Consider the following 23544-nt stretch of genomic DNA (forward strand, 5'->3'; position numbering starts at 1 on the left):
AGAACTCCGGCGAGGCCACGGCCAGCTAGCCCCGTGACCAGCTAGAACTGCGGGTGCTCACCGTGCATGACGACGCGCGGTGCATCGCCATCAACTGTGCGCACGGTACCCAACTCCCAGGCGTCGATGTGGCGAGCAGTCAGCATTGCCAAAGCGCGGTCGCGGTCTTCCGGTGCGACAATTGCGATCATGCCCACGCCCATGTTGAAGGTTTCTTCCATGGCTTCCAGGCTGACATTGCCGGTTTCGGCGATCTTGCGGAAGATCGGGCCCGGAGTCCAGGTGGTGCGGTAGACATCGGCAGCCAAACCTTCGGGGATGACCCGTTCCAGGTTTTTCGCCAAGCCACCGCCAGTGACGTGGCAGAATACCGATACCGAGCACTCGGACATCAGCTCGAGGCAGTCCTTGGCATAAATTCGGGTCGGCTCCAGCAGTTCTTCGCCCAGGGTGCGGCCAAATTCTTCGATGTGGCCGTCCAATGGCAACTGCGCTTGTTCCAGCAAGACGTGGCGCGCCAGCGAATAGCCGTTGGAATGCAGCCCTGACGATGCCATGGCGATCACCACGTCATCTTCGTTGACTTTTTCTGGCCCCAGAACCTCGTCGGCTTCGACGACGCCGACGGCGGTGGCGGAAACGTCGTAATCGTTTTCCCCCATCACACCTGGGTGCTCCGCGGTTTCGCCACCGAGCAATGCGCAGCCTGCGGTTACGCAGCCTTCAGCAATGCCACCGACGATATCCGCAACCTTCTCCGGGTGTACCTTGCCGATGGCCAGGTAGTCCTGCAAAAACAGTGGCTCGGCACCGCAGCAGATCAGGTCATCCACGCACATCGCCACCAAATCGATGCCGATGGTGTCGTGCTTATCCATCGCCTGGGCTACCACGAGTTTCGTGCCCACACCATCGGAACCAGAAGCGAGCAGTGGCTCGCGGTAGTTACCCAACGCGAACAGGCCAGCAAAACCTCCGAGATCACCGCGGACCTCTGGGCGGGTTGCGCGCTTGGCGTGTGGCTTAATCAGCTCAACGGCTTGCTCACCGGCTTCGACGCTCACGCCGGCATCGGCATAAGTGGGGGAATCCGGCTGTGCACCAGGCTGAGAAGAATTCGTCATAATCGTTTTTTATCCTTGTAATTTGCGCTTGAAGGTATTTTCTGGCTCAGTTGTTCGCGTGGTTGCCGCTACGCGTAGCTCTAGCTTTGCTACGCGTAGGTCTAGCTTTGCGAAGAGTGCGACGATGCCGCCGACTTCGGCATTTCCGGGGTGCCCAACAACGTACGCACCGCATCGGCGTTGCTGTTGCCTTCTGGCAACCCCAGTGGGTATTTGCCGTCGAAACACGCGGTACACAGCTGATGCGCTGGCTGCTCCGTGGCCGCCACCATCTCGTCGATAGAGACAAAGCCCAAGCTATCGGCGCCGATGGCCGTGCGAATGGTTTCAGTCATGCCTTCCAGCGAGTCATCCCCACCGATATTCGCGATCAGCTCGGCAGGGGTGGCGAAGTCGATTCCGTAGAAGCATGGCCATTTCACCGGTGGCGAGGCAATCCGCACGTGTACCTCGGCAGCGCCGGCCTCGCGCAACATCTTGATCAGTGCGCGCTGGGTGTTACCGCGGACGATAGAATCATCCACCACCACCAACCGCTGGCCCTCAATGACCTCGCGCAGCGGGTTTAACTTCAAGCGGATACCCAACTGGCGTAGTGTTTGCGTCGGCTGGATGAAGGTGCGCTGCACGTAAGCGTTTTTCACCAGACCTTGGCCAAAAGGAATGCCAGATTCGCGGGCGTAGCCCACCGCAGCGGGGGTACCGGACTCTGGCACCGGGATCACCAAATCACCATCGGCTGGGTGAGTCTGTGCCAGGCGCTTACCAATCTCCAGACGGGTGGCATTCACGTTGCGACCGCGAATCGTGGAATCTGGGCGTGCCAGGTAAACGTATTCAAAAACGCAGCCTTTGTGCGTGGTTTCCGCGAAGCGTTGGGTGCGCACACCGGCTTCATCAATTGCGATCAACTCGCCCGGCTCAATCTCGCGGATGAACTGCGCGCCGACGATATCCAACGCGCAGGTTTCCGAGGCCACGACCCAGCCGCGCTCCAAACGGCCCAGCACCAGCGGGCGCACGCCATGCGGATCACGAGCAGCATATAAGGTTTTGCCATCAGTGAACGTCAGCGAAAACGCGCCTTGCACCTTCGGCAGAAGCTGCGCGGCAGATTCCAAAACTGATTTTTCTTCGCTGACATCGTCGGCAAGCAACGCCGACATCACGGCCGTATCCGAGGAGGTATCGCCTTCAGTGATCACACCACGCTCTTCGGCCATGGTGCGAAGTTCCAGGTAATTGGTCAGGTTGCCGTTGTGCGCCAGGGCGACGTCGGTGCCGTTTTTCGAGGTGCCGAACATAGGCTGCACGTTCGCCCATTCTTTACCGCCGGCCGTCGAATAGCGGTTGTGTCCGATGGCAACGTCGCCTTGGAGGGATTCCAGCAGGGATTCATCAAAAACATTCGAGACCAGCCCCATGTCTTTGAACACGAGCAGGCGGTCTTCCCCACCGACAGCCATGCCAGCTGCTTCTTGGCCACGATGCTGGATGGCGTAGAGGCCAAAGTAAGTTAGCTTCGAGACTTCTTGCCCCGGCGCCCACACGCCAAATACGCCGCATTCTTCGCGTGGTTTGGTTTCGCCGTGATCATCGAAATCATCATGATTAGCATGGTCAGTAAATGTTTTGGCTACCACGCAGTTCATCTTAACGGTTGCTGGGATAAACCGCTAACATCTGCCAGCAGGGGTGATTTTTCGCCACCGCCGCCGGGGCCAGGCGCGTGTTCATCACTGTCTGATCGGTCTATCTGCTCGCTCTGTCTGATTGCTGTGTCTGATTGCTGATCTAATCGCTGCACCGCTTTAGAGCTTGACGACGGGCATCCACTGCGCAATCTCTCCAGCGCGAGTGCCCGACGCTGTTGTTTCTAGCGCGCCCACCAACTCGTCCCAGCCGATGTGTCCGGTCGCCAAACGCAACCAAGTATGCGGGCTGGCCTCGACGACGTTTGGTGGCACTCCCCTGGTGTGGCGCGGTCCGTCAATGCACTGCACCGCGACAAACGGTGGCACGCGCAGTTCCACGCTATGCCCGGGAGCATCGGCGGCGAGTAGACGCGCGGTGTGGCGCACGGCGTCGGCAAGCTGGGAGCGGCTGGGTTGGGCCACCCCAGCCGCACGTGCGGCCGCAGGGGAATCGGCAGCGATCCATTCTGCGATGGCAAGTACTGCCGCGCGGGCTTTGGCAGGATCAGGTTTTTTCACAGAGTTTGACCTCAAAAGCTTTCTTTTAGCTTTCTTGCGAATCTTCATGCTTTGATACGAGTCGCCGGCAATCATATCTGCCGACAATCATGTCTATGGTGTCTTTTTTACAAATAGTGGACGAAAAAGGCCGGTTTCAGCGGCCCTATTTGTAAAAAAGACACAATATTCTGGTCAACGCCCCGACCAGACACACTTTTGTCTATTAACCCGCCTATCCCATAAAAGAGATGCGGCTTCGAGTACATTAGAATTCTTGGATTCTACGCGCCGGCAACGATGATCCACACTGCCACCAAGTGGAAGATCGCGGCGATAATCGTCGCGGTGTGGAAGTGTTCGTGATAACCATAAATCCGCGCGTTCCGGCCCGGCCATTTCAGACCATAGGCCACCGCGCCAACGGTGTAGACGATTCCGCCCGCGAGCAACAGCCACACCACGGCTGGCCCGGCGTTGGTCCAGAGTTGTGAGACCAGCGGCACGATCAGCCAGCCCAAGGTGATGTAAATGGCAACATCCACCCAGCGTGGGCGGGAAAGCCAGAAGAATTTCATCACCGCACTGGTCACCGCACCGCCCCAGACGATGGCTAACAGCCACCAGGCTTCTGGCAGCACGATCAAGCAAAACGGGGTGTAGGTCGAGGCAATGAACACCGCGATCATAGCGTGATCAGCACGACGCCAGGCCTGCACGGTTTTCTGTTTGCCCCACGGAATACGGTGGTAGAGCGCAGAAACTGCAAACAGCGCTATCAGGCCGCAGCCATACACGGTCACACCGAGCGCTTCCCACCATTCCAAACGCATCCAAGAAAACGTGGTGAGAACACTGGCGGCCGCCAGCATGAGAATAGCCGCGACGGTGTGGAACCAGCCGCGAGTGACCGGGCGAGGCCCGCGATCAACCATGAAAAAGCTGCGCTGGACCAGCCGGTCGCCGTCGGTAGATTGCGAGACAGAAGAGGCGTTGTTCATCACGCCCCTAGTTTAATACGACGAGCGGCGAATGCGGGGCAAATCTTTAATACGACGAGCGGCAAATGCGGAGCAAGCCTTTTGACGCAGGGCAACTCTTTCCCTCAGCGGACAGATTCGCTCTTCCCGCATTCTGCCGATCCGTCTAGTCCAGCACCGAATTGGCGCCGGTTGCCCCACCGAACAGGCCAGGCAGCGTGGCTGCCCACACGGTGCGCAGCTCGTCGACCGATACCGAAATATCGTCTGCCACCTGCAGAGTTTGCTCCGCGGTAGTCTGTCCGATCTCTGTGGCAGGAACGCCAGCTTTCTTCGCAGCATCCAGGGTGGCGGCAACGTCGTTGGTGGCCACCAAGATGCGCGAGGCCGATTCAGAAAACAGAGCGGTGGCAGCATCAGCGTGCACAGCGGACAGATCCACCGTGGCACCGACCTCGCCGTCAAAGCACATCTCTGCCAGCGTTTGCCCCAGCCCGCCTTCGGAAAGGTCGTGGGCAGCGGTGATCCCGGCCGCTTCTGCGTTGCTCATGACCGCACCCAGGCGCTCTTCGTTGTCCAGGTCCACCTGCGGTGGCAGACCATTCAAACCAGCGCCGGTAACCTGCTGCCAGATCGAGCCGCCGAATTCTTCCTTGGTCTCGCCCAACAACACGAGTTTTTGACCGGCATCCGGACGGTGCCCAACGGACTTGCGCACGTCGTCAAATACGCCCAGCACACCGACGACGGGCGTCGGCAAGATTGGCTCCTCGCCAGTCTGGTTATAGAACGAGACGTTACCGCCAGAAACCGGCAGCTTCAGCTCCACCGCGCCGTCGGCAAGGCCATGGACGGCCTCGCGGAATTGCCACATGACGTCGGTGTTTTCCGGCGAACCGAAGTTCAGGCAGTTGGTGATCGCCACTGGGCTCGCGCCCTTCGCAACAACGTTGCGGTAGGCCTCTGCCAGCGCCAAGCGTGCACCCATGTTCGGGTCCAACTTGGTGTAGCGGCCGGAGCAGTCCGCAGAAACCGCCACGCCACGGTGGGTTTCTTCGTCGATCCGCAGCACGCCGGCATCCGAGTGCAACGCGTCCACGGTGTTGCCGCGCACGTAGCGGTCGTATTGCTCGGTGATGAAATCGCGCGAGCACAGCGCTGGCGAGGCCAGCATCTTCTTCCAGCCTTCCAGCAGCTGCGCACCGGTGGGCTTGTCGACGCCGCCGAACTGTTGCAGCTCATCTTGCCATTCTGGGCGGGCATACGGGCGCTCGTAGACTGGGCCTTCATCGGCCATGGTGTAGGCAGGGGCATCCACGACGATCTCGCCGTTGTGGCGGATCACCAGGTGCTTGCCATCGACGACTTCACCGATTTCCGCGCAGGTCACGTCCCACTTCGCGCAGATTTCGCGGAAACGATCGACGTTTTCTGGGGCCACGACGGCACACATGCGTTCCTGGGATTCCGAGGCCAGAATCTCGGCAGCGCTCATGTTTTCTGCACGCAGCGGCACCGCATCCAGGTTGACTTCCATGCCGCCGTCACCGGCTGCAGCCAACTCCGAGGTGGCGCAGGCCAGGCCGGCACCACCCAGGTCTTGGATACCCACGACGGTTCCGGCGTGGTAAAGCTCCAGACAGCACTCGATCAAAACCTTTTCGGCAAACGGGTCGCCCACCTGCACGGCGGGCAGCTTGCGCTCTGCGCCTTCGTCGAACGATTCCGAAGCCAGCACGGAGACACCGCCGATGCCGTCCAAGCCGGTGCGGGAACCAAACAGCATCACCTTGTTGCCCTTGCCCGAGGCAAAGGCCAGCTTCAGGTCTTCCACCTTCAGCTTGCCGACGCACAGCGCGTTGACCAGTGGGTTAGCCGCATAGGATTCATCAAAGACGGTCTCGCCACCGATGTTCGGCAAGCCCAGCGAGTTGCCGTAACCGCCGATACCGTGCACCACTCCGGGCAACACGCGGGAGGTATCCGGGGCTTCTGCTGGACCAAAACGCAGCTGGTCCATCACGGCAATCGGGCGTGCACCCATCGCCATGATGTCGCGGACGATGCCGCCCACGCCCGTGGCAGCGCCCTGGTAAGGCTCGACGTAGGAAGGGTGGTTGTGCGATTCCACGCGGAAAGTCACCGCGTTGCCATCACCGACATCGACCACACCGGCGTTTTCACCGATGCCGGCGAGGATCTTTTCTGCCATTTGCTCGGTCATGGTCTCGCCGAAGTAGCGCAGGTGCGCCTTCGAGGATTTATACGAGCAGTGCTCGGACCACATCACGGAATACATGGTCAGCTCGGCATCGGTAGGGCGACGGCCAAGGATTTCTTTGATGCGCGCGTATTCGTCGTCTTTCAAACCCAGCGCAGCATACGGTTGTTCCTGGTCAGGGTTTTGCTGGGCTTGCTCGACGGTATCGTTAACGACTTTATTCGCAACAGCGTCATTGGCGACGTGGGCCATAGGTGTGTCTCCTTAGAGCTTCTCGGCGCTCAAAGCGTTGAGTGCGGAACGGAAAATGCCCAGGCCGTCGACAGAAGGCCCAGTCAAAGCTTCAACAGCGTGCTCCGGGTGGGGCATCAAACCAACGACGTTTCCGGCCTCGTTGGTGATCCCGGCGATGGAGTTGATCGAGCCGTTGAAGTTGTCGGTATAGCGGAATACCACGCGGCCTTCTGCTTCTAGCTGCTCGATGGTGGCAGCATCGGCTTGGAAACGGCCCTCGCCGTGCTTGGCTGGGATCAAAATTTTCTGTCCCTGCTCATATTCGCTGGTCCACGCAGTATTGGCGTTCGCAACTTCCAGGTAAGTATCCACGCAGTGGAAGTGCAGGTGCTGGTTGCGGGTGAGCGCTCCCGGCAGCAAACCGGACTCAGTCAGGATCTGGAAGCCATTGCAGATCCCTAGCGTCGGCATGCCTTCGCGGGCTGCTGGGATCACGGCCTGCATGACTGGCGACAACGCGGAGATTGCACCGGAACGTAGATAATCTCCGTAGCTGAATCCGCCGGGGACGATGACACCATCGACGTTGTGTAGGTCATTGTCGTTGTGCCACAGCTCCACCACGTTGGCACCGGCCAGGCGGGCAGCGCGGGCGGCGTCGACGTCATCAAGCGACCCCGGGAAGGTAATGACACCGATGGTTGGGCTCATTAACGCTCACCCCGAGAGTTTTCGGCGGAGTCGGCAGCTGCAGTAGCGTCGGCATCGCGCTCTTCGATGACGATCTCGAAATCCTCAATAACCGTGTTAGCCAGCAATTTTTCGGCTACCGCCTGGATTTCGGTTTCAGTCACGGTCTCGTCGACGTCGAGTTCAAAACGCTTGCCCTGGCGCACCTGGCTGGCACCTGTCACTCCGATGCGGCCCAAGGCCTGCAATACGGCTTTGCCTTGCGGGTCGAGGATCTCGGGTTTGGGCATGACATTGACTACGACTCTGGGCATTGCACTTCCTTTAGCGACTCGGAGTGTGGGCGTGCCACGGCGTGTGGGCGTGCCACCGTTTTCGTTGCCAGTCTAGCGTGAATGTCTAACCAGTCACTGCACCAGGCTTGCGTTGCCAGGCCGACGTCGTAGTCGGCGTTGTATTTTCGGGCGCCGCCATTCGGCAATACACAATACGAGAACCGACGACACCATCGTCGTCAGCGCGGCTGGCATGAACCACCGGTCCGAATCGAGTGCTGCTAGCGGGGGAAATGCGAACACGGCACAGGCTGGCACCAAATACAGCACCCAGCCGTGCCCGCGCGCGAGCACACCCAGCAGCGGCAATGCGGCGATCAGCACATAGTGATCCCACAAAATACTGCTGGTAGCCATCAACGTCGTAAAGATCCCCACCGAGGCGATCTTCCAGGGCTCGCTTGAACGCCAGGCCGTGGCAACCACCACTGCCAAAAGACTCAGCGCGATAATCCGCGCCGTCAACGACGTCCACAAGGGCGGATCGTGCAGGATATTAACAAAGACATCCGGGAATTCGGATGCCTCCATGTTCAGCAAAGAATTAATCGCGCCATTGTTCGGAGCGACCAGCGCTGCAGCGTTGAGCTCTTGCAGAGTTTCCACCCAGGTCACAAACGTCGAAAAGCCCAGCGAGATAATCGAGATCACCACCGCGCACATCCCGAAGAGCATAGCCACCAGCCCGGCTTTGCGCGCACGAGGGAAAAGCAGGCACGTCACCACCAGTACCACCGGCGTGAGCTTGACGACGGCGACGGCCCCGAGTGCCAGCCCGGCGCGCACCGGATAATTCCGCGCGGCTGCCAGCCCGTAGGCCACACCCGCGAAAATAAACGGGCTGGTTTGTCCTAGGTAGAGTGCAGCTTGAAAAGCAGTTGTCAACCACCCCAATAACATTCCCAGCGCCAAATACCCTGGTGGGATCTCGTCTTCGAACCAAAACCGCCATGCGGCAACGATGAACACAACCAATGCCCATCCGGAGAGCACCGTCATCCAAAAGACTGCGGAATCGAAGCTGAGCACCCGCGTGACCCAGGCCATCACGTCGGCGACAAACGGCGTGTGGACGAAGGGGTGTGGGTACGCCGATACATCCGATTGTTCGTAGGCGGTATGCCACGCATCGCCGCTGATCAGTGCGAAATCGGTGTCGTCGATGGCGTACAAATTTTCCAGATCGTCATTACGCACCAGCAACCCGGCGATCCACAGCGAGCCGAGATCTCCCGGAAATTGAGACCCACGCACCAGCACCGCCACGACAGCGCCCAGCAAAAGCCCGGTGACATGGTGATACCAGCGCACGATGCCGGCGGTCTCGCCTGTTTGTTCAGCAGCTCGGTGGCGGGTGGGTTGGGTTCGTTTCCTCACACCCTCGGTGCGGTTCGCAGCCGCCGGATCTTCGGCTGGTTGCTGTGCTGCAGGCCGGTAGTGCGACCGGTTAGGTGGAGTGCTCATGATGTCACCAAATTATCAGCTGTCACATACCTGATCATAAACCGCGAGCAGATACTCCAGCGCGCTGTGCAGGCACAGCAAGCACCACCTGCAGTCGCATTGTTCACGGATACTAAGAGCAATTTATGCCGTAATGCCGGTGGCTTTATTGATGGCCCACGCGTACTCGAAAGCTGTCTGCTTCCACTTGCCATAGCGCCCGGAAACACCACCGTGCCCTGCAGCCATCTCAGTCTGCAGCAAAAACTCTCCGCCACCGGCGATCTCGCGCAATTTCGCGATCCACTTGGCTGGCTCCACGTACAACACGCGGGTGTCATTCAGCGAGGTCACCGCCAGAATGTCCGGGTACTGCTGGTCCGTGATGTTCTCGTACGGCGCATACGAGGCCATGTAGTCGTAATACTCGGCGTCATGGTACGGATCGCCCCATTCGTCCCACTCGACGACGGTCAGCGGCAGTTCTGGTTTCAGCATCGAGGTCAGCGGATCCACGAACGGCACGATCGCGGCGATGCCTGCAAACCGGTCCGGGGCCATGTTCGCTATCGCACCCATGAGCATGCCACCGGCCGAGCCGCCTTCGGCGACCATGGTTTCTGGCGCGGACAAGCCACGCGCAACCAGATCATCGGCCACATCGATGAAGTCGTAGAAGGTGTTTTTCTTCTTGTCCATCTTGCCGTCATCGTACCAGCCGCGGCCCATCTCTCCCCCGCCACGCACGTGCGCGATGGCGAAGATCATGCCGCGATCCAGCAGCGAGAGCCGGGAAATGGAAAAGCCCGGGTCCGTGCTGGATTCATAGGAGCCGTAGCCGTACAGCAGGGTTGGCGTCGGGGTGCTGGTGTCCAGGTCCGCGTGGTGGATGATCGAGACCGGGATCTCGGTGCCATCACGGGCAGTGGTCCACAACCGATAGGCGGTGTAGTTGCTGGCCTCGTAGCCACCGAGCACCTCCTGGCGCTTCAGCAGCGTAAACACTCCGGTGGCGGGGCGGTAATCGTACAAGTGCGCTGGCTGAATAAACGAGGTGTACCCCAGGCGAATCACCGGCGCATCCCATTCCGGGTTACCGGACACGCCGACGGTGAACAGCTCTTCGTCGAATTCGATTTCTTCAAAGCTTCCCCAGTCGCCGGTGGCATCGGTGACTGAATCCAGCATCATGATCGCCGCGCGTGGGATGGCGCCGCGCCGGTAAGAAAGCACCAAAAAGTCGCGGTAGGCATCAACGTCTTCGATGCGGGTTTCGTCATCGTGGGCGACCAAAAACAGCAATTCGCGCAGCGCAGGGAGGTTGCTTGACGACGCCGCGCCACCAGCTTTTCCGCTACCGCAGCCTTCCGGCACCGGCACTGTAGAAACCGCGAAGTTTGCCCCCGCGGTGTTGTGTGTGACGATCCAGTAGTCTTGGCCGGCAACGATCGCGTGATCGACTTCGTATTCCACGCCTGGTTCCCGAGCCCACAGGCATTCAAATTCACCTTCTGGGTTGTTGTAGTCCAAAACCCAGACTTCCGAGGTGATCTTCGACGAGGTGATGATCATCAGGAATTTCTCGGAACGCGTCGCACCAACCCCGACGTTGTAGCGCTCATCTTTTTCCTGGAACACCAACACGTCTTCCGACTGCGGGGTACCGATGCGGTGGCGCCAGACGGTATCTGGGCGCCAGGCTTCATCAACCCGCTGATAGAAGATGTAGTCCTCGCCTACCCAGCTGGCCCCATAAAAGATGCCGGTGAGCTCGTCGGCAAGATAGTCCCCGGTCTGCAAATCTTTTACGTACAGGTGAAAACGCTCGTCACCGGCGGTGTCCACGGAATACGCCAGGTAACGCCCGCTGGTGGTCACCGTCGAGGCGCCGAGAGAGAAAAACTCGTGGCCTTCGGCCAGTGCGTTGAGGTCCAGCAGGATTTCTTCGCCGGGCACCGGCCCGTCTTCTGGAATCGCCGGTGGTGTCCACGGGTCGGTGCCCTCTTCGACGGGGATGCGGCAGGAATAGCCGTAGTCTTTGCCTTCTTCGGTGCGCCCGTAATACCAATAGTCGCCTGCACGGGTGGGCACGGACATGTCGGTTTGTTTGATGCGCGAGGTGATCTCGGAATAAATATTGTCCCGCAGGCCGGTGAGGTGTTCGGTCTGCGCGTCCGTGTAGGCGTTTTCCGCCTTCAGATAAGCAAGCGTTTCTTCTGCTTCTTTATCACGCAACCACTCGTAGTTATCCACAAAATCCCGGCCATGGAAACAGCGGGTGACCGGGTGTTTCTTCGCCTGTGGCGGCTGCGCGGGTGCTGGGGTGTACGGAACGGTAGAACCAGAATTATCCATACCGTCACATGATACTGGTTTTAACTAGTGCGCTTGCCAGCCCGCTGGCCGGGGTGCTTGCCGACGCTTAGCCGCCCAGCCAGTCGCTGAAGTTGGCGCCGCTCAGGCGTTCGTAGGCTTCGATATAACGCGCCCGGGTTGCTGCCACGACGTCGTCGGGAAGCTCGGGCGGGGTGGACTGACCATCCCAGCCGGATTCCGCGCTGGTGAGCCAATTGCGCACGTATTGCTTATCAAAGCTCGGCTGCACCTGGCCTTCCTGGTAAGAATCTGCTGGCCAGTAGCGGGAAGAATCCGGGGTGAGCACTTCGTCGCCGAGTACTAGCTGGCCTGCGGCATCCAAGCCGAATTCAAACTTGGTATCGGCCAGGATGATGCCGCGTTCGGCGGCCAGTTCCTGCGCACAGGCGAAAATATCCACGGTGGCGCTACGCAGCTGTTCGGCGCGCTCGGCCCCCAAAGACTCGGCAACCACATCGAAACTGACGTTTTCGTCGTGCTCGCCCTGTTCCGCCTTGGTTGCTGGGGTAAAAATTGGAGTCTCCAGCTTGGAGGCTTCCACCAAACCGTCGGGCAGCGCTACCCCGCACACCTCTCCGGTTTTCTTGTATTCCTTCAGCCCCGAGCCGGTCAGGTAACCGCGGGCCACGCACTCGAAAGGCAGCATGTTCAGCTCGTGGCAGACCATCGCGCGGCCCAACACTGATTCCGGGATGCGCTCGTCGTCCAGCGGGCCAGCCAAATGGTTGCGCACGCCCATGCGCTTGGATAGTTCGTCGAAGAAGTACGCGGAAATCGCGGTTAATACCCGGCCTTTGTCAGGGATGGCTGGTTCCAGAGCGTAATCGTAGGCCGAGATGCGGTCGGAAGCGACGATCAGCAGGGTTGCATCGTCGATGCGGTAGATGTCGCGGACTTTGCCGGTGGCAATCGGGGTGTAGGCAGAAAGTTCGGGGCGCATGGGTACAGCGGGGCCTTTCTTCAACGGTTGGGTGCGAGAGACTGACTGCGGGGGTGCGAACACCTCCGCCGCTGGCAGCTTTAGAGAATCTCGCCGGGGCGGTAGTTGGCAGCATCGGGGTGCTCACTGCGCAGTGCACTGACCCGCGCGAGCACGCGCTTGACCTGCGATTCCGCTGCGCCGATGAAGGCATGCTTATCTGCCAGTGCGGCTTCCAGGTCCTGCTTGCTCAGCGGCAACGCGTCGTCGGCAGCCAGGCGCTCGACCAAGTCTTGGTCTGCACCGTTTTCGCGCATATTCAATGCAACGGCAACGGCATGCTTTTTGATGACCTCGTGGGCAGTTTCGCGGCCCACCCCGGCGCGCACCGCTGCCATGAGGATGCGGGTGGTGGCCAAAAACGGCAGGTAGCGTTCGAGTTCGCGGTCGATCATCGCGGGGAAGGCGCCGAATTCTTCCAGCACCGTCAGGAAGGTCTCGATCATGCCGTCGATAGCGAAGAATGCATCTGGCAGCGCAACACGACGAACCACCGAGCATGAAACGTCGCCTTCGTTCCACTGGGTTCCAGCCAGGTCGCTGACCATCGTCAGGTAACCGCGCAACACCACCTGCAGGCCGGATACCCGCTCGCAGGAACGCGCGTTCATCTTGTGCGGCATGGCCGAAGAGCCGACCTGGCCTTCTTTGAAGCCTTCGGTGACGATCTCATTACCGGCCATCAGGCGGATAGTCGATGCCAACGACGATGGCCCCGCACCCAGCTGCACCAGCGCGGACACGGCATCGAAGTCCAAGCTACGCGGGTACACCTGCCCGACGGAGTGGAACAGGTGTGCAAAGCCCAGGTAATCGGCGATTTCGGTTTCCAGGCTGGCGAGTTTGTCGTGCGAGCCGCCCAGCAGATCCAGCATGTCCTGGCTGGTGCCCATCGGCCCTTTGATTCCGCGCAGCGGATAGCGGGTGAGCAACTCGTTGATGCGGTCAATCGCCAGCAGGATTTCTTCGGCGGCGCTGGCAAAACGTTTGCCCAGCGTGGTGGCTTGGGCGGCAACGTTGTGCGAACGTCCGGCCATCACCAGCGACTGGTAATTCGCGGCGTGCTCACTAACCCGAGAAACCACCGCAATGGCTTTATCGCGGATGATCTGCAACGAGCTATAAATTTGCAGCTGCTCGACGTTCTCTGTGAGATCACGTGAGGTCATGCCTTTGTGAATGTGCTCGTGGCCGGCCAGCGCATTGAATTCTTCAATCCGGGCCTTCACATCATGGCGGGTGGAACGCTCACGCTCAGCAATGGAGTCGAGGTCCACGTCGTCAATAACTTTTTCGTAATCCGCAATGATGTCTGCGGGAATGTCAATGCCCAGCGAGCGCTGGGCACGCATCACGGCGATCCACAGTTGGCGCTCGTAGATCACCTTGTTGTGCGGGCTCCACAGATTCACCAGGTCTGCGGAGCCATAGCGGGAAGCGAGGACATTGCTCATAGGCATTTTTTGTTGCGTCACACTGTGTATTATCACACGAATTTCGTTGTGGCGACAACGCTTGTCGACGCTAAAAGCTAGATGCTGATCTCACCGCGTGCGGCCTTGGCGCCAATATCGCGGCGGTAGAACCCGCCGGCCATCTGAATGCCACCGATCGTCTGGTAAGCCGCCTCCCGTGCAGCCTCCAAGTCGGTGCCTTTGCCGACCACATTCAGCACGCGCCCACCGTTGGAGTAGTACTCACCAGCTTCGCGGCTGGTACCGCCGTGCAGGATTTTTGCTGGGTTTTCTAGATCCTCCGAGACAATCCGGTCGCCCTTCCGCGGGCTGGCTGGGTAGCCCTGCGCAGCCAAAACAACGGTGACTGCCGAGCCGTCTTCCCACTCCAGCGGTGCAAGCTCGCCCAACGTGCCATTCGCACAGGCTGCCAAAGCTGGTGCGAGTGGAGACTGCAGCAGTGAGAGCACCGCCTGGGTTTCTGGGTCGCCGAAACGGCAATTGAATTCCACCACCGCAGGGCCGCCTTCGCCCCAAGCCAAACCGGCATACAGCAGGCCGGAATAAGCACAGCCACGTGCGGCGAGCTCTTTGGCTACCGGACGGCCGACTTCATCGACGATGCGCTGCACACCATCTTCTGGCAACCACGGCAACGGGGTGTAGGCCCCCATGCCGCCGGTGTTTGGGCCTTCGTCGTCGTCATAAGCACGCTTGTGGTCCTGCGCTGGCAGCAGTGGCACCACATCTTCGCCATCGACCAGGCAGAACAGAGAGATTTCCGGGCCGGACAAAAACGATTCCAGCAGCACCGGGTTTCCGCCCTCGTGCACGGCGTGGATATGGGCGACGGCTTCGTCATAATCCTGCGTCACCACCACACCTTTGCCGCCAGCTAGGCCATCATCCTTGACGACGTAATTCGGCCCGAAGTTTTCCAGCGCGGCCGCGATGTCATCATCGCTAGCACCCGGCTGGATTTGCTCGGCACGCGCGGTGGCCACACCGGCTGCAGCCATTACGTCCTTGGCAAACGCCTTCGAGCCCTCGATGCGCGCGGCATCCTTGTTCGGGCCGAATACGGCGAATCCGGCTTCGCGCAGTGCATCGCCGACCCCCGCGACCAGCGGAGCTTCCGGGCCGATAACCACGAGTTCTGCATCGAGCTTGCGTGCCAATTTCACCATCGCCACGGCATCGTCGGCACTGCCTGCGTCGGTGTGCCGGGTAGCCAGGGTTTCCATTCCCGGGTTACCCGGGCACACGTGCAGTTCGTGAGTGGTTTCCTGGGCGCTGTCTTTGTGGGAATCACGCGATAGCCCCTGCAGCAGGGCGTGTTCGCGGCCGCCAGTTCCGAGTACGAGAATACGCATGGCCTATATCCTATATGCGTACGCTCACACCGACGCCATCCCGGTAGTGTGGTGGCATGAGCACAGTATTTAGCAAAGTTATCAACGGTGATCTTCCCGGCCGCATCGTCTACCGCAGCTCGGACGTCGTCGCATTTTTGAGCATCGAGCCACTCGCCTACGGCCACGTACTGGTGGTGCCGGTTGAAGAAGTAGACAAGTGGACCGATATTGCCCCAGAGCTGTGGGCCCGGCTCAACGCTGTTGCCTTTGAAGTCGGTAACGCCGTGGTCGAGGCCTTCGATGTGCCGCGCGCGGGTTATGTCATCGCCGGTTTCGAGGTTCCGCACGCCCACATCCACGTCTTCCCTGCCCGCGGCATGGATGACTTCAATTTCGCTAACGTGATCCCCGCCGATCAGACCGATGACGCGAAGATGGATGAGGCTGCGGAGAAGTTGCGCGCGCAGTTGGGCACCAACAGCGAGGGCAACAAGATCTAGCAGGGCAGCCTGCGGGCCGGGTGGCGGGGTCTGCCGGAGCAGTTTTAGGAGTCTTCGAAGCTTTCTTCGTCATCGCTTGTCGACGGCTGCACGAGCGCAGGAATGCGCACCGTGAAGGTGGAGCCTTCGCCCGGCGTGCTGTCGACGGTGATCTCGCCGCCGTGCTGATCGACGAGCGATTTCACAATCGCCAGGCCCAGGCCGGAACCGCCGCCAGCACCCCGCGAACGCGAAGGGTCTTCGCGGTAGAAACGCTCGAAGATCAAACTTGCGACTTCTTCGTCCATACCGCGGCCGTCATCGGAAACGTCGATGCACACATATTCTGTGTGCTCGCTGCCGTCAGCTCCAGCACCCGCGTCGTCAGCTCCAGTACCTGAATCACCGTCGCTGCCAGCAACGGAGCCTTGCCCAGCAGCCTCCTCATTGCTGCAACCTTTCCGCAGGGTCACCGTGACAGAGGCATCCGGGCCACCGTGGTTGAGACCGTTGGTAATCAGGTTGAGCAGCACTTGGTGCAGCCGGTCGGGGTCTCCAGAAACCACCGGAATTTCCGGGGTTTTGTTTTCCACGCGAATAGTGCGGTCAGGATAAGCCGCCCGGGCAGACCCCACCACCGCAAGCGATAATTCCAGCACGTCGACGGTGCGTTTTTCCAGACGCGAATCTTCGGCGCGGGTGAGCGCCAGCAGGTCTTCCACCAGTCGCTTCATGCGCCCAGATTCGTCGTCGATGGTGTCGAATACATGGTCCACATCGTCCGTGGCACCGGAGCGATACAGCTCGACATAGCCCCGCAGGGAAGTCAGTGGGGTCCGTAATTCATGGGAGGCATCGCCGACGAACCGGCGCATCTGTGCTTCTTTCGACTGCGCAGTTTCAATGGATTCTTGCAGCCGTTCCAGCATGATGTTCAACGCAGCCGCCAGCTGACCAACCTCTGTGTTCAGCGGCCATTCCGGCACGCGTCGGTCGATCTCACCGTCGGCGATATCGGAGGCGGTGCGCTCCACAATCTGCAGTGGTTTTAACGTTTGTCTAATCACTGCGAATGAGAGCAGTGCGACAAAAAATAGCATGAGCAGGCTGATCCCACCCTGCAGCATCGCGAGCCCTTGCAGCAGACTGTCTTCGCGCTCCAGGTTCTTTGCGACGATGGTAACCACACCGTCGTGTTGGTTCGCTAGGGCCCGCCACTCTGGTAATTGCGAGCCTTCCACGCTGGGCACGCTGCGTGGTCTGTCGCCGATCACCAAATCAGCGATTTGCGGCAGCGTATCGCGGTCGTTATAAACCCGCGACGAGCCATCCGGGAAGATGTGGATGACCGCGTAGTCTGTCGGCGGGCTGGCAGAAAGGTTGCCCGAGAAAAGCCCAGAGTTTTGTGCCCAGCCATTCATGGACTGCACTAGGTCGTCGTCGACACGCTCGTAGAAAACCCCGCGCATCACGGAATACACCGCGAACGAGCTTGCAAACAGGCCGAAGGCACAAACTAGCACCGTCAGCACCACCAGCCACGTGCGCAGGGGCAGCGGCCGGTAATTACGGTATGAATAGCGACGCGGACTTTTCGTCGTTTCTTTCGCCGCCTCTTCGGTTTTCTTGTGCGCCTGAGCCATTTGCGTCATTCTAGCGCCCAGTAGTAAGCGCCCAGTATTAGCAGTATTAACGGCGTGGTTTACGTAAGACGTAGCCCACACCTCGCACAGTGTGGATCAACGGCATATCACCGGTATCAATCTTGCGACGCAGGTAAGAGATATAGGATTCCACGACGTTGCCGTCACCGCCGAAATCATAGTGCCAGACGTTATCCAGAATCTTCGCCTTGGACAGCACTACTTCTTTGTTGAGCATCATGAAGCGCAGCAGATTGAACTCTGTCGGCGATAGTTCGATGAGTTCGCCAGCTTTGGTGACCTCGTGAGTGTCGTCGTTCAAGGTCAGATCGGCGTAGGAGATAGAAGATTCCTCGGCGGAATCTTCTTGCACGTTGCCGCGACGCAGCACCACGCGCAGGCGGGTGATTACCTCTTCGAGGCTGAATGGCTTGGTGATGTAGTCGTCGGCACCGATGGTCAGGCCGTGGATGCGCGATTCCACGCCGTCTTTCGCCGTCAGGTAGAGCACAGGCCCTTCCAGACCTTCGCTGCGCAGTTTTTGCAGCAACTCATAGCCGTCCATGCCGGGCATCATGACGTCCAAGATATAAGCATCTGGCCGGAACTCGCGGGCAATGCGCAGGGCGTCCGTACCGGAATTGGCGCTACGTACGTCGAATCCTTGGAACTTCAATGAGACTGTTAATAGCTCAACAATGTTGGCTTCATCGTCGACAACGAGGACTTTCACTGGGTCGTTATGTGCGGAATCGTCCATGGGTATCACTGACTTCTTTCTCAGATCTGGTACGCTAGTTAGATTTTGACGTGAATTTCGCGGGAATTCTGTCATGTTTCTTCTCATTATTACTGCCATCAACTTGCACCTAACTGACCAGTAACTGAATACAGTCTGTGAGCTATGCGCTGTGAGATGGACATCAGGTCTTATTTATATGAGGCATCACCTACCGGTGTTAGGCTGCTAGCATGACCTCCAAGACTGATGATGCGTTAATACGCATGCGCAATGTGCGCAAGCAGTATTCAGCGAAATCCGGGACCGTCCACGCTTTAGATGGGCTGAACCTTGATGTGCCCGAAGGCACGGTGCGCGGCTTGTTGGGGCCCAATGGTGCGGGCAAGACCACGACGGTCAAGGTCTTGACGACGCTCACCCGCCCGACTTCCGGCGAGGTCACCATCGATGGCTTAGACGTCGTCCGTAATGGCCACGAGGTGCGCAACCGCATTGGTGTCTCCGGGCAGAATGCCACCATTGACGAGGAGCTCACGGCACGGGAAAACCTCATGCTGGTAGGGCGTTTGTTCCACCTGGGCGATAAGGGTGCCAAAAAGCGCGCCGACGAGCTGCTGGAGATTTTCAATTTGCAGCACGCCGCTGACCGCCCGATCAAGGGCTTTTCCGGTGGTATGCGCCGCCGTGCAGATTTGGCGGCTTCGTTAGTTAATGACCCGCGGATCTTGTTCCTCGACGAACCCACTACCGGCCTGGACCCGGCCGCCCGTCTGTCGCTGTGGGAGGTAATCAAACAGCGCGTGCGTTCCGGCACCACGCTGCTGTTGACCACGCAATATCTGGAAGAAGCCGATTATTTAGCCGATCAGATTAGCGTGATTGACCAGGGTAAAGTCATCGCTGAAGGCACTGCCGACGAGCTGAAGTCTTCCGTCGGCGGCCAGCGCATTTCTGTGGTGCCGGTCAACCAGGCTGACCATGACGTCGTGCAGAGTCTGCTTGACGACGTCGCCGCCAACGCCAATTCCGTCACTGTGGATGGCAACGAGTTGAGCGTGTCGGTCCACGATGGCCCGGCAGCATTGCAGCAGGTCGTCGGAAAGCTGCGGGAAAACGAAATAGGCGTCCACGATGTCGGAATGTCACGGCCGAGTTTGGATGAGGTCTTTTTGGATCTCACCGGCCAGAAAGGTGCGGTCAATTAATGAGTACCCCAACTTCTACTCCAGCAATGTGGCTTGCCGACGTGCGGGCGGTAGTCATTCGTAACCTCATTCGGATGCGTCGTTCGCTCGATATTATCGTGTTCACGGTGCTGCAGCCGATCATGTTCGTGCTGCTGTTCTCACAGGTGTTCGGTGGTGCAATCAATGTGCCCGGTACCAGTTACGAAAATTTTTTGATGCCGGGCATTTTTGTGCAGTCCGCGATTTTCGGTAGCACGACTTCCGGTTTATTCATCGCTAACGATAAAAAAGATGGCCTGATCAGCCGCTACAAGACGTTGCCGATGGCACGCTCTGCGGTGGTATTTGGGCGAACGATCGCCGATATTTTCTTAGCAAGCCTGACGCTTTTGGTGATGGTGTTGACGGGCCTGGCAATCGGTTGGCGCCCAGAATCCTTCTTCGGTTTCCTGCAGGGCTATCTCCTCTTGCTGGTGTTCGTCTGGGCATTTTCGTGGTTGATGGTCACTCTCGGCTTGGTTGTTCCACGCCCTGAGGCGATGAACTCCGCGACGTTTATTACCTTGTTCCCGTTGACATTTTTGTCCAATGCCTTTGTGCCGCAAGAGACCATGCCGACACCGCTGCGGATTTTTGCCGAGTGGAACCCGCTTTCTGCATTGGTGCAGGCGCTGCGTGATTTATTCGGTAACAACGGTGGTCTGGAAACACCCGACGTATGGTCTTTACAGAACCCGGTTGCACTGGTGCTCATTGGCGCGATGTTCTTCTTGGTGGTCTTTTGCCCAATGGCAGTACGCGCTTACGACCGGAAGGCGTAAAGCTGCAGTGGCATAAAGCTGCATAATCCCACCTCAGCTTCTAGACTCGAAGTTCGAACTATAAGCCCTAGCTAATACTTTGGCTGTTTGCTCATTACCTCCGATCTTCGCGAAAGGAAGCAGTGGGAGCCTCCACACACAATTCCCAGTCCACTTTTACATCTACGCGCACAGATTCTGCTGCAGAGTTAACACCGCCTTCGACAGGGCCACGCCCGTCTCGACGACGAGTACTCCAGGGCATGGCCACCGCCGGCAGCGCCATGATGCTCGGCAGATTAGCTCCCCAGGCACGTGCTGGGATCGATCCCGAATTTGCGCACCACGTTGCTCCGACTGATCACGAAGACAATGTGTTTTTACACTCCGTGGCTTCCGGGGATCCTTTGCCCAATGGCGTCATCATTTGGACGCGGGTAACGCCCACTACCGAGGCAGTGCCTGGTTCTGAACTGGGCCCGGATGTGCCGGTGCGGTGGGAAGTTTCCACGGACCCAGAATTTTCTGCGATCGCCGCCGCTGGAACTGAAAAGGCGACCATAGCTACTGACCACACCGTCAAGGTGGATGTCACCGGCCTGGAACCGGCAACCACGTATTTTTACCGTTTTCACGCAGAAGTTCCCGCGGAGACGGCGCCAGATGGGCACGCTCCTGACGTTCGGACCACTACTTCTACTTCCCCACTTGGCCGCACTCGCACCGCGCCTGCTACCCACACCGAACTGGATTCTGTGCGCTTTGGTGTGTGTTCCTGCGCAAACTACGAATCGGGATATTTCCAGGTATACCGCGAAATGGCCCAGCGTGATGATCTCGAATTCGTCATTCACCTCGGCGATTACACCTATGAATACGAACAAGGTGGCTATCCGGGGCTGTACCAAACTTCTCCACGCCAAGTACGTCCGCAGCATAAGACCACCACGTTGCAGGATTATCGGGTGCGCCAGGGGCTGTACCACGAGGATCCAGATCTGGCGGCGCTCCATGCTGCGAAGCCGATGATCTGCATGTGGGATGACCACGAGTTTGCCGATAACAACTGGCGCGAAGGGGCTACGGCTAGCTCTTTTGATAAAGACCAAGATTATGCAGCTTTGAAGGCTGCAGCCTCCCGCGCGTATTTCGAGTGGATGCCAGTGCGGGTAGATCCAGATGCAGGTGCGGAACATCTTTACCGACGCCTGCAGTATGGGCAGCTGATGGATCTGATCATCCCTGACCTGCGCACGTATCGCGATGCCCAGTTGATCCGTACTGGTGATCACTTGTTAGACACTGACCCGGACTTTGCTCGTGCCGCCGGCGATCCGGACCGCACTATGTTGGGTAATACGCAGTTAGAGTGGTTTAGGGATGCGGTGTCTACTTCGCCAGCACAATGGCAAATCATTGCGAATGCCGTGATGTTTAGCCCGCTGACTATCCCACCGGGAATTAATCCAAAATTACAGGATTGGCTGATTGATACCGTCGGTCTTCCTGGCGACGGCGTCGGGCTGAATATGGATCAATGGGATGGTTACATGGCGGAGCGCCAGGAGATCATTGATCTAATTGGTGATACGCCAGATCGCAATGTTGTGTTTTTGACCGGCGATATTCATTCTTCGTGGGCGAGTGATATTCCCCGCGACGTGCGCGCGTACCGCAATGGGCAGAATTTTGATTCGGTCGCTACGGAATTCATCGCCCCAGCCATTACTGCTAATGGGCCGTTTTCCGCTTTGGCCCGGCATGAAGCATTGCATGAGCCTGCCCGTGCCATCATCGACGAGGGCGAGAATTTGTTGCGCGCTGTTGATCACTGGTTCAAGTGGATCGACCTGCGTTTCAATGGCTATATGGCAGTAGAAGTCAACAAACGGGGTACCCAGTGTGATTGGCACTTTGTGGAAAATGTGCTCACACCAGATACCCCGTTCTGGTTGGAAAAAAGCTTCAGCGTACAGCCTGGAAACCCCGGCCCGCGCCCGGTAGCCCACGGGTTAGACCGTGGCGCTACCGTGTACTAGCGCGGCGGCGTTGGCGTTTAACCGCGTGTTAGTTGCGGTTGAACAGCCCTTGGAACCAGCCGACGATTCCGCCAGCGTTGTCTTCTTTTGCCTCATTGCGGGCTGGTGCCTGCTCTTGTGAGGAGGAAGACGAACCTACCAACGAAGCGGATGAGGTCGGCGCTTCCTGGGTGTTCATGCAGTGCTGGAAGCTCAGACCAGCCACGGCAATGGCGGCTGCTGCCAAGCCGATGTGCCGGTTGTCATGGGCAAACTGGCCCAGTTGCTGGTTGAACTCGTTGACCCGGCCATTGATGTGGTCCATGAGCTGCAGGGCTGGGTGTCCTTCGACACCGAGACCACGGCGGACTTGCTGATCCAAGGCGTGCAGTTCGCGGTGGAACTGTTCGCGCAGCCCGTTCAGGTGCGGGTTGATCATCATCTCGTACATGTTGTGCATTGGCGAGAGGAGGATCAGTGGGATCGCGGTGACTCCGCCCGCAAAGATAGCGCATTGCAGGTGCTTCGGGATGTCGAAGTTGCTGGAACCCAAGGAGGAGCCTGGCAGTTCAGACGAACCTGGGGCACCTGGGGTCGGCACAATGACATTATCCTTGCCGACGGTCACGAGTACCTGATCAGACTCGTTCTTGTCACCGTCTTTTTGGGAAACGATGTACTGCGCTTCTGGGGTTGCGCCGCCGGTCAGATCGACAGACCAGTTGCCATTCTCTTGCACCGTTGTGGTGGTGGAGAAACCGTTTGGTCCGGTGACAGTGATGGTGGCACCTGGCTTACCAGTACCGGTGATGATGTTGTCACCCGGGTGTACTGGGTTGACCGTTGGTGCGTCGGACACAACTACGTCCGTAGTTGAATCGTCATTATCTGTGCCATCGCCGGATCCATCGACCGGTTCGGTTACCGTAACCGTAAAGGTCTCGGTATCCGTCGATCCATCCGGGTATTTAACCTCAACGGTAACGGTGACCGAGTCACCAACCTGGGCATCCGCACCTGGGATGACCTCAAAGCTGTCTGTGCCTTCAATGACTTTAAAGTCCCAGTCTTGCTGGCCCTTGTTGTGTATTCCATGGCCCATCGTGACATTGAGTTCAGTCTCTTTGTCAGCGGGGAACGGATCACCAACGTTCGGGATAATTACGGAATTCTGATCCTGTGGGACACCTGTGTCTTCCCACTTCGGATCAACATCATCCGCACCAAGCTGGAACTCAGGAACATCAACAGACGCACCAGAACCATGCTTGGAACCACCCTTACCAACAGTA

The 23544-nt window shown here is 58.7% G+C and carries 19 protein-coding genes; 4 read left to right on the forward strand and 15 right to left on the reverse strand.

Annotated features, from left to right (window positions below):
- Positions 1 to 41 precede the first annotated feature (41 nt).
- From purM to purD, 12 genes are all read right to left on the reverse strand, one after another.
- Positions 42 to 1124: a phosphoribosylformylglycinamidine cyclo-ligase gene (purM, locus tag U1140_RS09135; protein ID WP_369847349.1), complete on the reverse strand. Its 1083-nt coding sequence runs from the start codon at positions 1122 to 1124 to the stop codon at positions 42 to 44.
- Positions 1125 to 1225: 101 nt separating this feature from the next.
- Positions 1226 to 2776: an amidophosphoribosyltransferase gene (gene purF / locus U1140_RS09140; protein WP_369847350.1), complete on the reverse strand. Its 1551-nt coding sequence runs from the start codon at positions 2774 to 2776 to the stop codon at positions 1226 to 1228.
- Positions 2777 to 2935: 159 nt separating this feature from the next.
- Entirely contained in the window at positions 2936 to 3385 is a 450-nt protein-coding gene (locus U1140_RS09145; RefSeq protein WP_369847352.1) for a sterol carrier family protein, read from the reverse strand.
- A 215-nt stretch (positions 3386 to 3600) separates the two neighbouring features.
- Complete coding sequence (gene trhA, locus U1140_RS09150) at positions 3601 to 4317, reverse strand: PAQR family membrane homeostasis protein TrhA (protein ID WP_369847376.1); 717 nt, start codon at positions 4315 to 4317, stop codon at positions 3601 to 3603.
- 145 nt (positions 4318 to 4462) lie between these two features.
- A complete protein-coding gene (gene purL / locus U1140_RS09155; protein WP_369847353.1) occupies positions 4463 to 6769 on the reverse strand; it encodes a phosphoribosylformylglycinamidine synthase subunit PurL in 2307 nt (768 codons plus the stop codon).
- Between the two features lie 12 nt (positions 6770 to 6781).
- Positions 6782 to 7462 carry a phosphoribosylformylglycinamidine synthase subunit PurQ gene (gene purQ / locus U1140_RS09160; RefSeq protein ID WP_369847354.1) on the reverse strand — a complete coding sequence of 227 codons (681 nt, stop codon included), beginning with the start codon at positions 7460 to 7462 and terminating at the stop codon, positions 6782 to 6784.
- The gene (purS, locus tag U1140_RS09165) at positions 7462 to 7755 is read right to left on the reverse strand and encodes a phosphoribosylformylglycinamidine synthase subunit PurS (protein ID WP_369847355.1); all 294 of its coding nucleotides are present in this window, start codon (positions 7753 to 7755) and stop codon (positions 7462 to 7464) included. Before purS ends, purQ begins: the two co-directional genes overlap by 1 nt.
- A gap of 93 nt (positions 7756 to 7848) precedes the next feature.
- Positions 7849 to 9240, reverse strand: a complete 1392-nt coding sequence (locus U1140_RS09170; protein WP_369847357.1) for a glycosyltransferase family 87 protein — start codon at positions 9238 to 9240, stop codon at positions 7849 to 7851.
- A gap of 123 nt (positions 9241 to 9363) precedes the next feature.
- Positions 9364 to 11574 (reverse strand): S9 family peptidase, encoded by a 2211-nt coding sequence (locus U1140_RS09175; protein ID WP_369847358.1) that lies wholly within the window; start codon positions 11572 to 11574, stop codon positions 9364 to 9366.
- A gap of 67 nt (positions 11575 to 11641) precedes the next feature.
- Positions 11642 to 12535, reverse strand: coding sequence for a phosphoribosylaminoimidazolesuccinocarboxamide synthase (locus U1140_RS09180; protein WP_369847360.1), 894 nt, complete (start codon positions 12533 to 12535; stop codon positions 11642 to 11644).
- An 80-nt stretch (positions 12536 to 12615) separates the two neighbouring features.
- A complete protein-coding gene (gene purB / locus U1140_RS09185; RefSeq protein WP_369847379.1) occupies positions 12616 to 14034 on the reverse strand; it encodes an adenylosuccinate lyase in 1419 nt (472 codons plus the stop codon).
- Between the two features lie 71 nt (positions 14035 to 14105).
- A complete protein-coding gene (gene purD / locus U1140_RS09190) occupies positions 14106 to 15401 on the reverse strand; it encodes a phosphoribosylamine--glycine ligase (RefSeq protein ID WP_369847361.1) in 1296 nt (431 codons plus the stop codon).
- Between the two features lie 56 nt (positions 15402 to 15457).
- Between purD and U1140_RS09195 the strand changes: the two genes are divergently transcribed.
- A complete protein-coding gene (locus U1140_RS09195; RefSeq protein WP_369847363.1) occupies positions 15458 to 15883 on the forward strand; it encodes an HIT family protein in 426 nt (141 codons plus the stop codon).
- A gap of 44 nt (positions 15884 to 15927) precedes the next feature.
- On the opposite strand, the gene U1140_RS09200 is transcribed toward U1140_RS09195, so the two are convergent.
- Both U1140_RS09200 and U1140_RS09205 read right to left on the reverse strand, forming a co-directional pair.
- The gene (locus tag U1140_RS09200) at positions 15928 to 17505 is read right to left on the reverse strand and encodes a sensor histidine kinase (protein ID WP_369847364.1); all 1578 of its coding nucleotides are present in this window, start codon (positions 17503 to 17505) and stop codon (positions 15928 to 15930) included.
- 46 nt (positions 17506 to 17551) lie between these two features.
- Positions 17552 to 18265, reverse strand: a complete 714-nt coding sequence (locus U1140_RS09205) for a response regulator transcription factor (RefSeq protein WP_369847366.1) — start codon at positions 18263 to 18265, stop codon at positions 17552 to 17554.
- A gap of 212 nt (positions 18266 to 18477) precedes the next feature.
- Here U1140_RS09205 and U1140_RS09210 point away from each other — a divergent pair, with 212 nt between their 5' ends.
- The 3 genes from U1140_RS09210 to U1140_RS09220 all read left to right on the forward strand — a co-directional run bounded on the left by U1140_RS09210 (position 18478) and on the right by U1140_RS09220 (position 22273).
- On the forward strand, positions 18478 to 19452 hold the full coding sequence (locus tag U1140_RS09210) for an ATP-binding cassette domain-containing protein (protein ID WP_369847368.1): 975 nt from the start codon (positions 18478 to 18480) through the stop codon (positions 19450 to 19452).
- Complete coding sequence (locus U1140_RS09215; RefSeq protein ID WP_369847369.1) at positions 19452 to 20255, forward strand: ABC transporter permease; 804 nt, start codon at positions 19452 to 19454, stop codon at positions 20253 to 20255. The genes U1140_RS09210 and U1140_RS09215 overlap by 1 nt, the downstream gene beginning before the upstream one ends.
- A gap of 242 nt (positions 20256 to 20497) precedes the next feature.
- Positions 20498 to 22273: an alkaline phosphatase D family protein gene (locus U1140_RS09220; RefSeq protein ID WP_369847370.1), complete on the forward strand. Its 1776-nt coding sequence runs from the start codon at positions 20498 to 20500 to the stop codon at positions 22271 to 22273.
- A gap of 28 nt (positions 22274 to 22301) precedes the next feature.
- Here U1140_RS09220 and U1140_RS09225 read toward each other — a convergent pair.
- Positions 22302 to 23544: Ig-like domain-containing protein (locus tag U1140_RS09225; RefSeq protein WP_369847371.1), on the reverse strand; the 1243-nt coding region annotated here is incomplete at its 5' end.

The organism is Corynebacterium drakensteinense, from assembly GCF_041224285.1.
In the GTDB taxonomy this organism is placed as follows: Bacteria; Actinomycetota; Actinomycetes; order Mycobacteriales; family Mycobacteriaceae; genus Corynebacterium.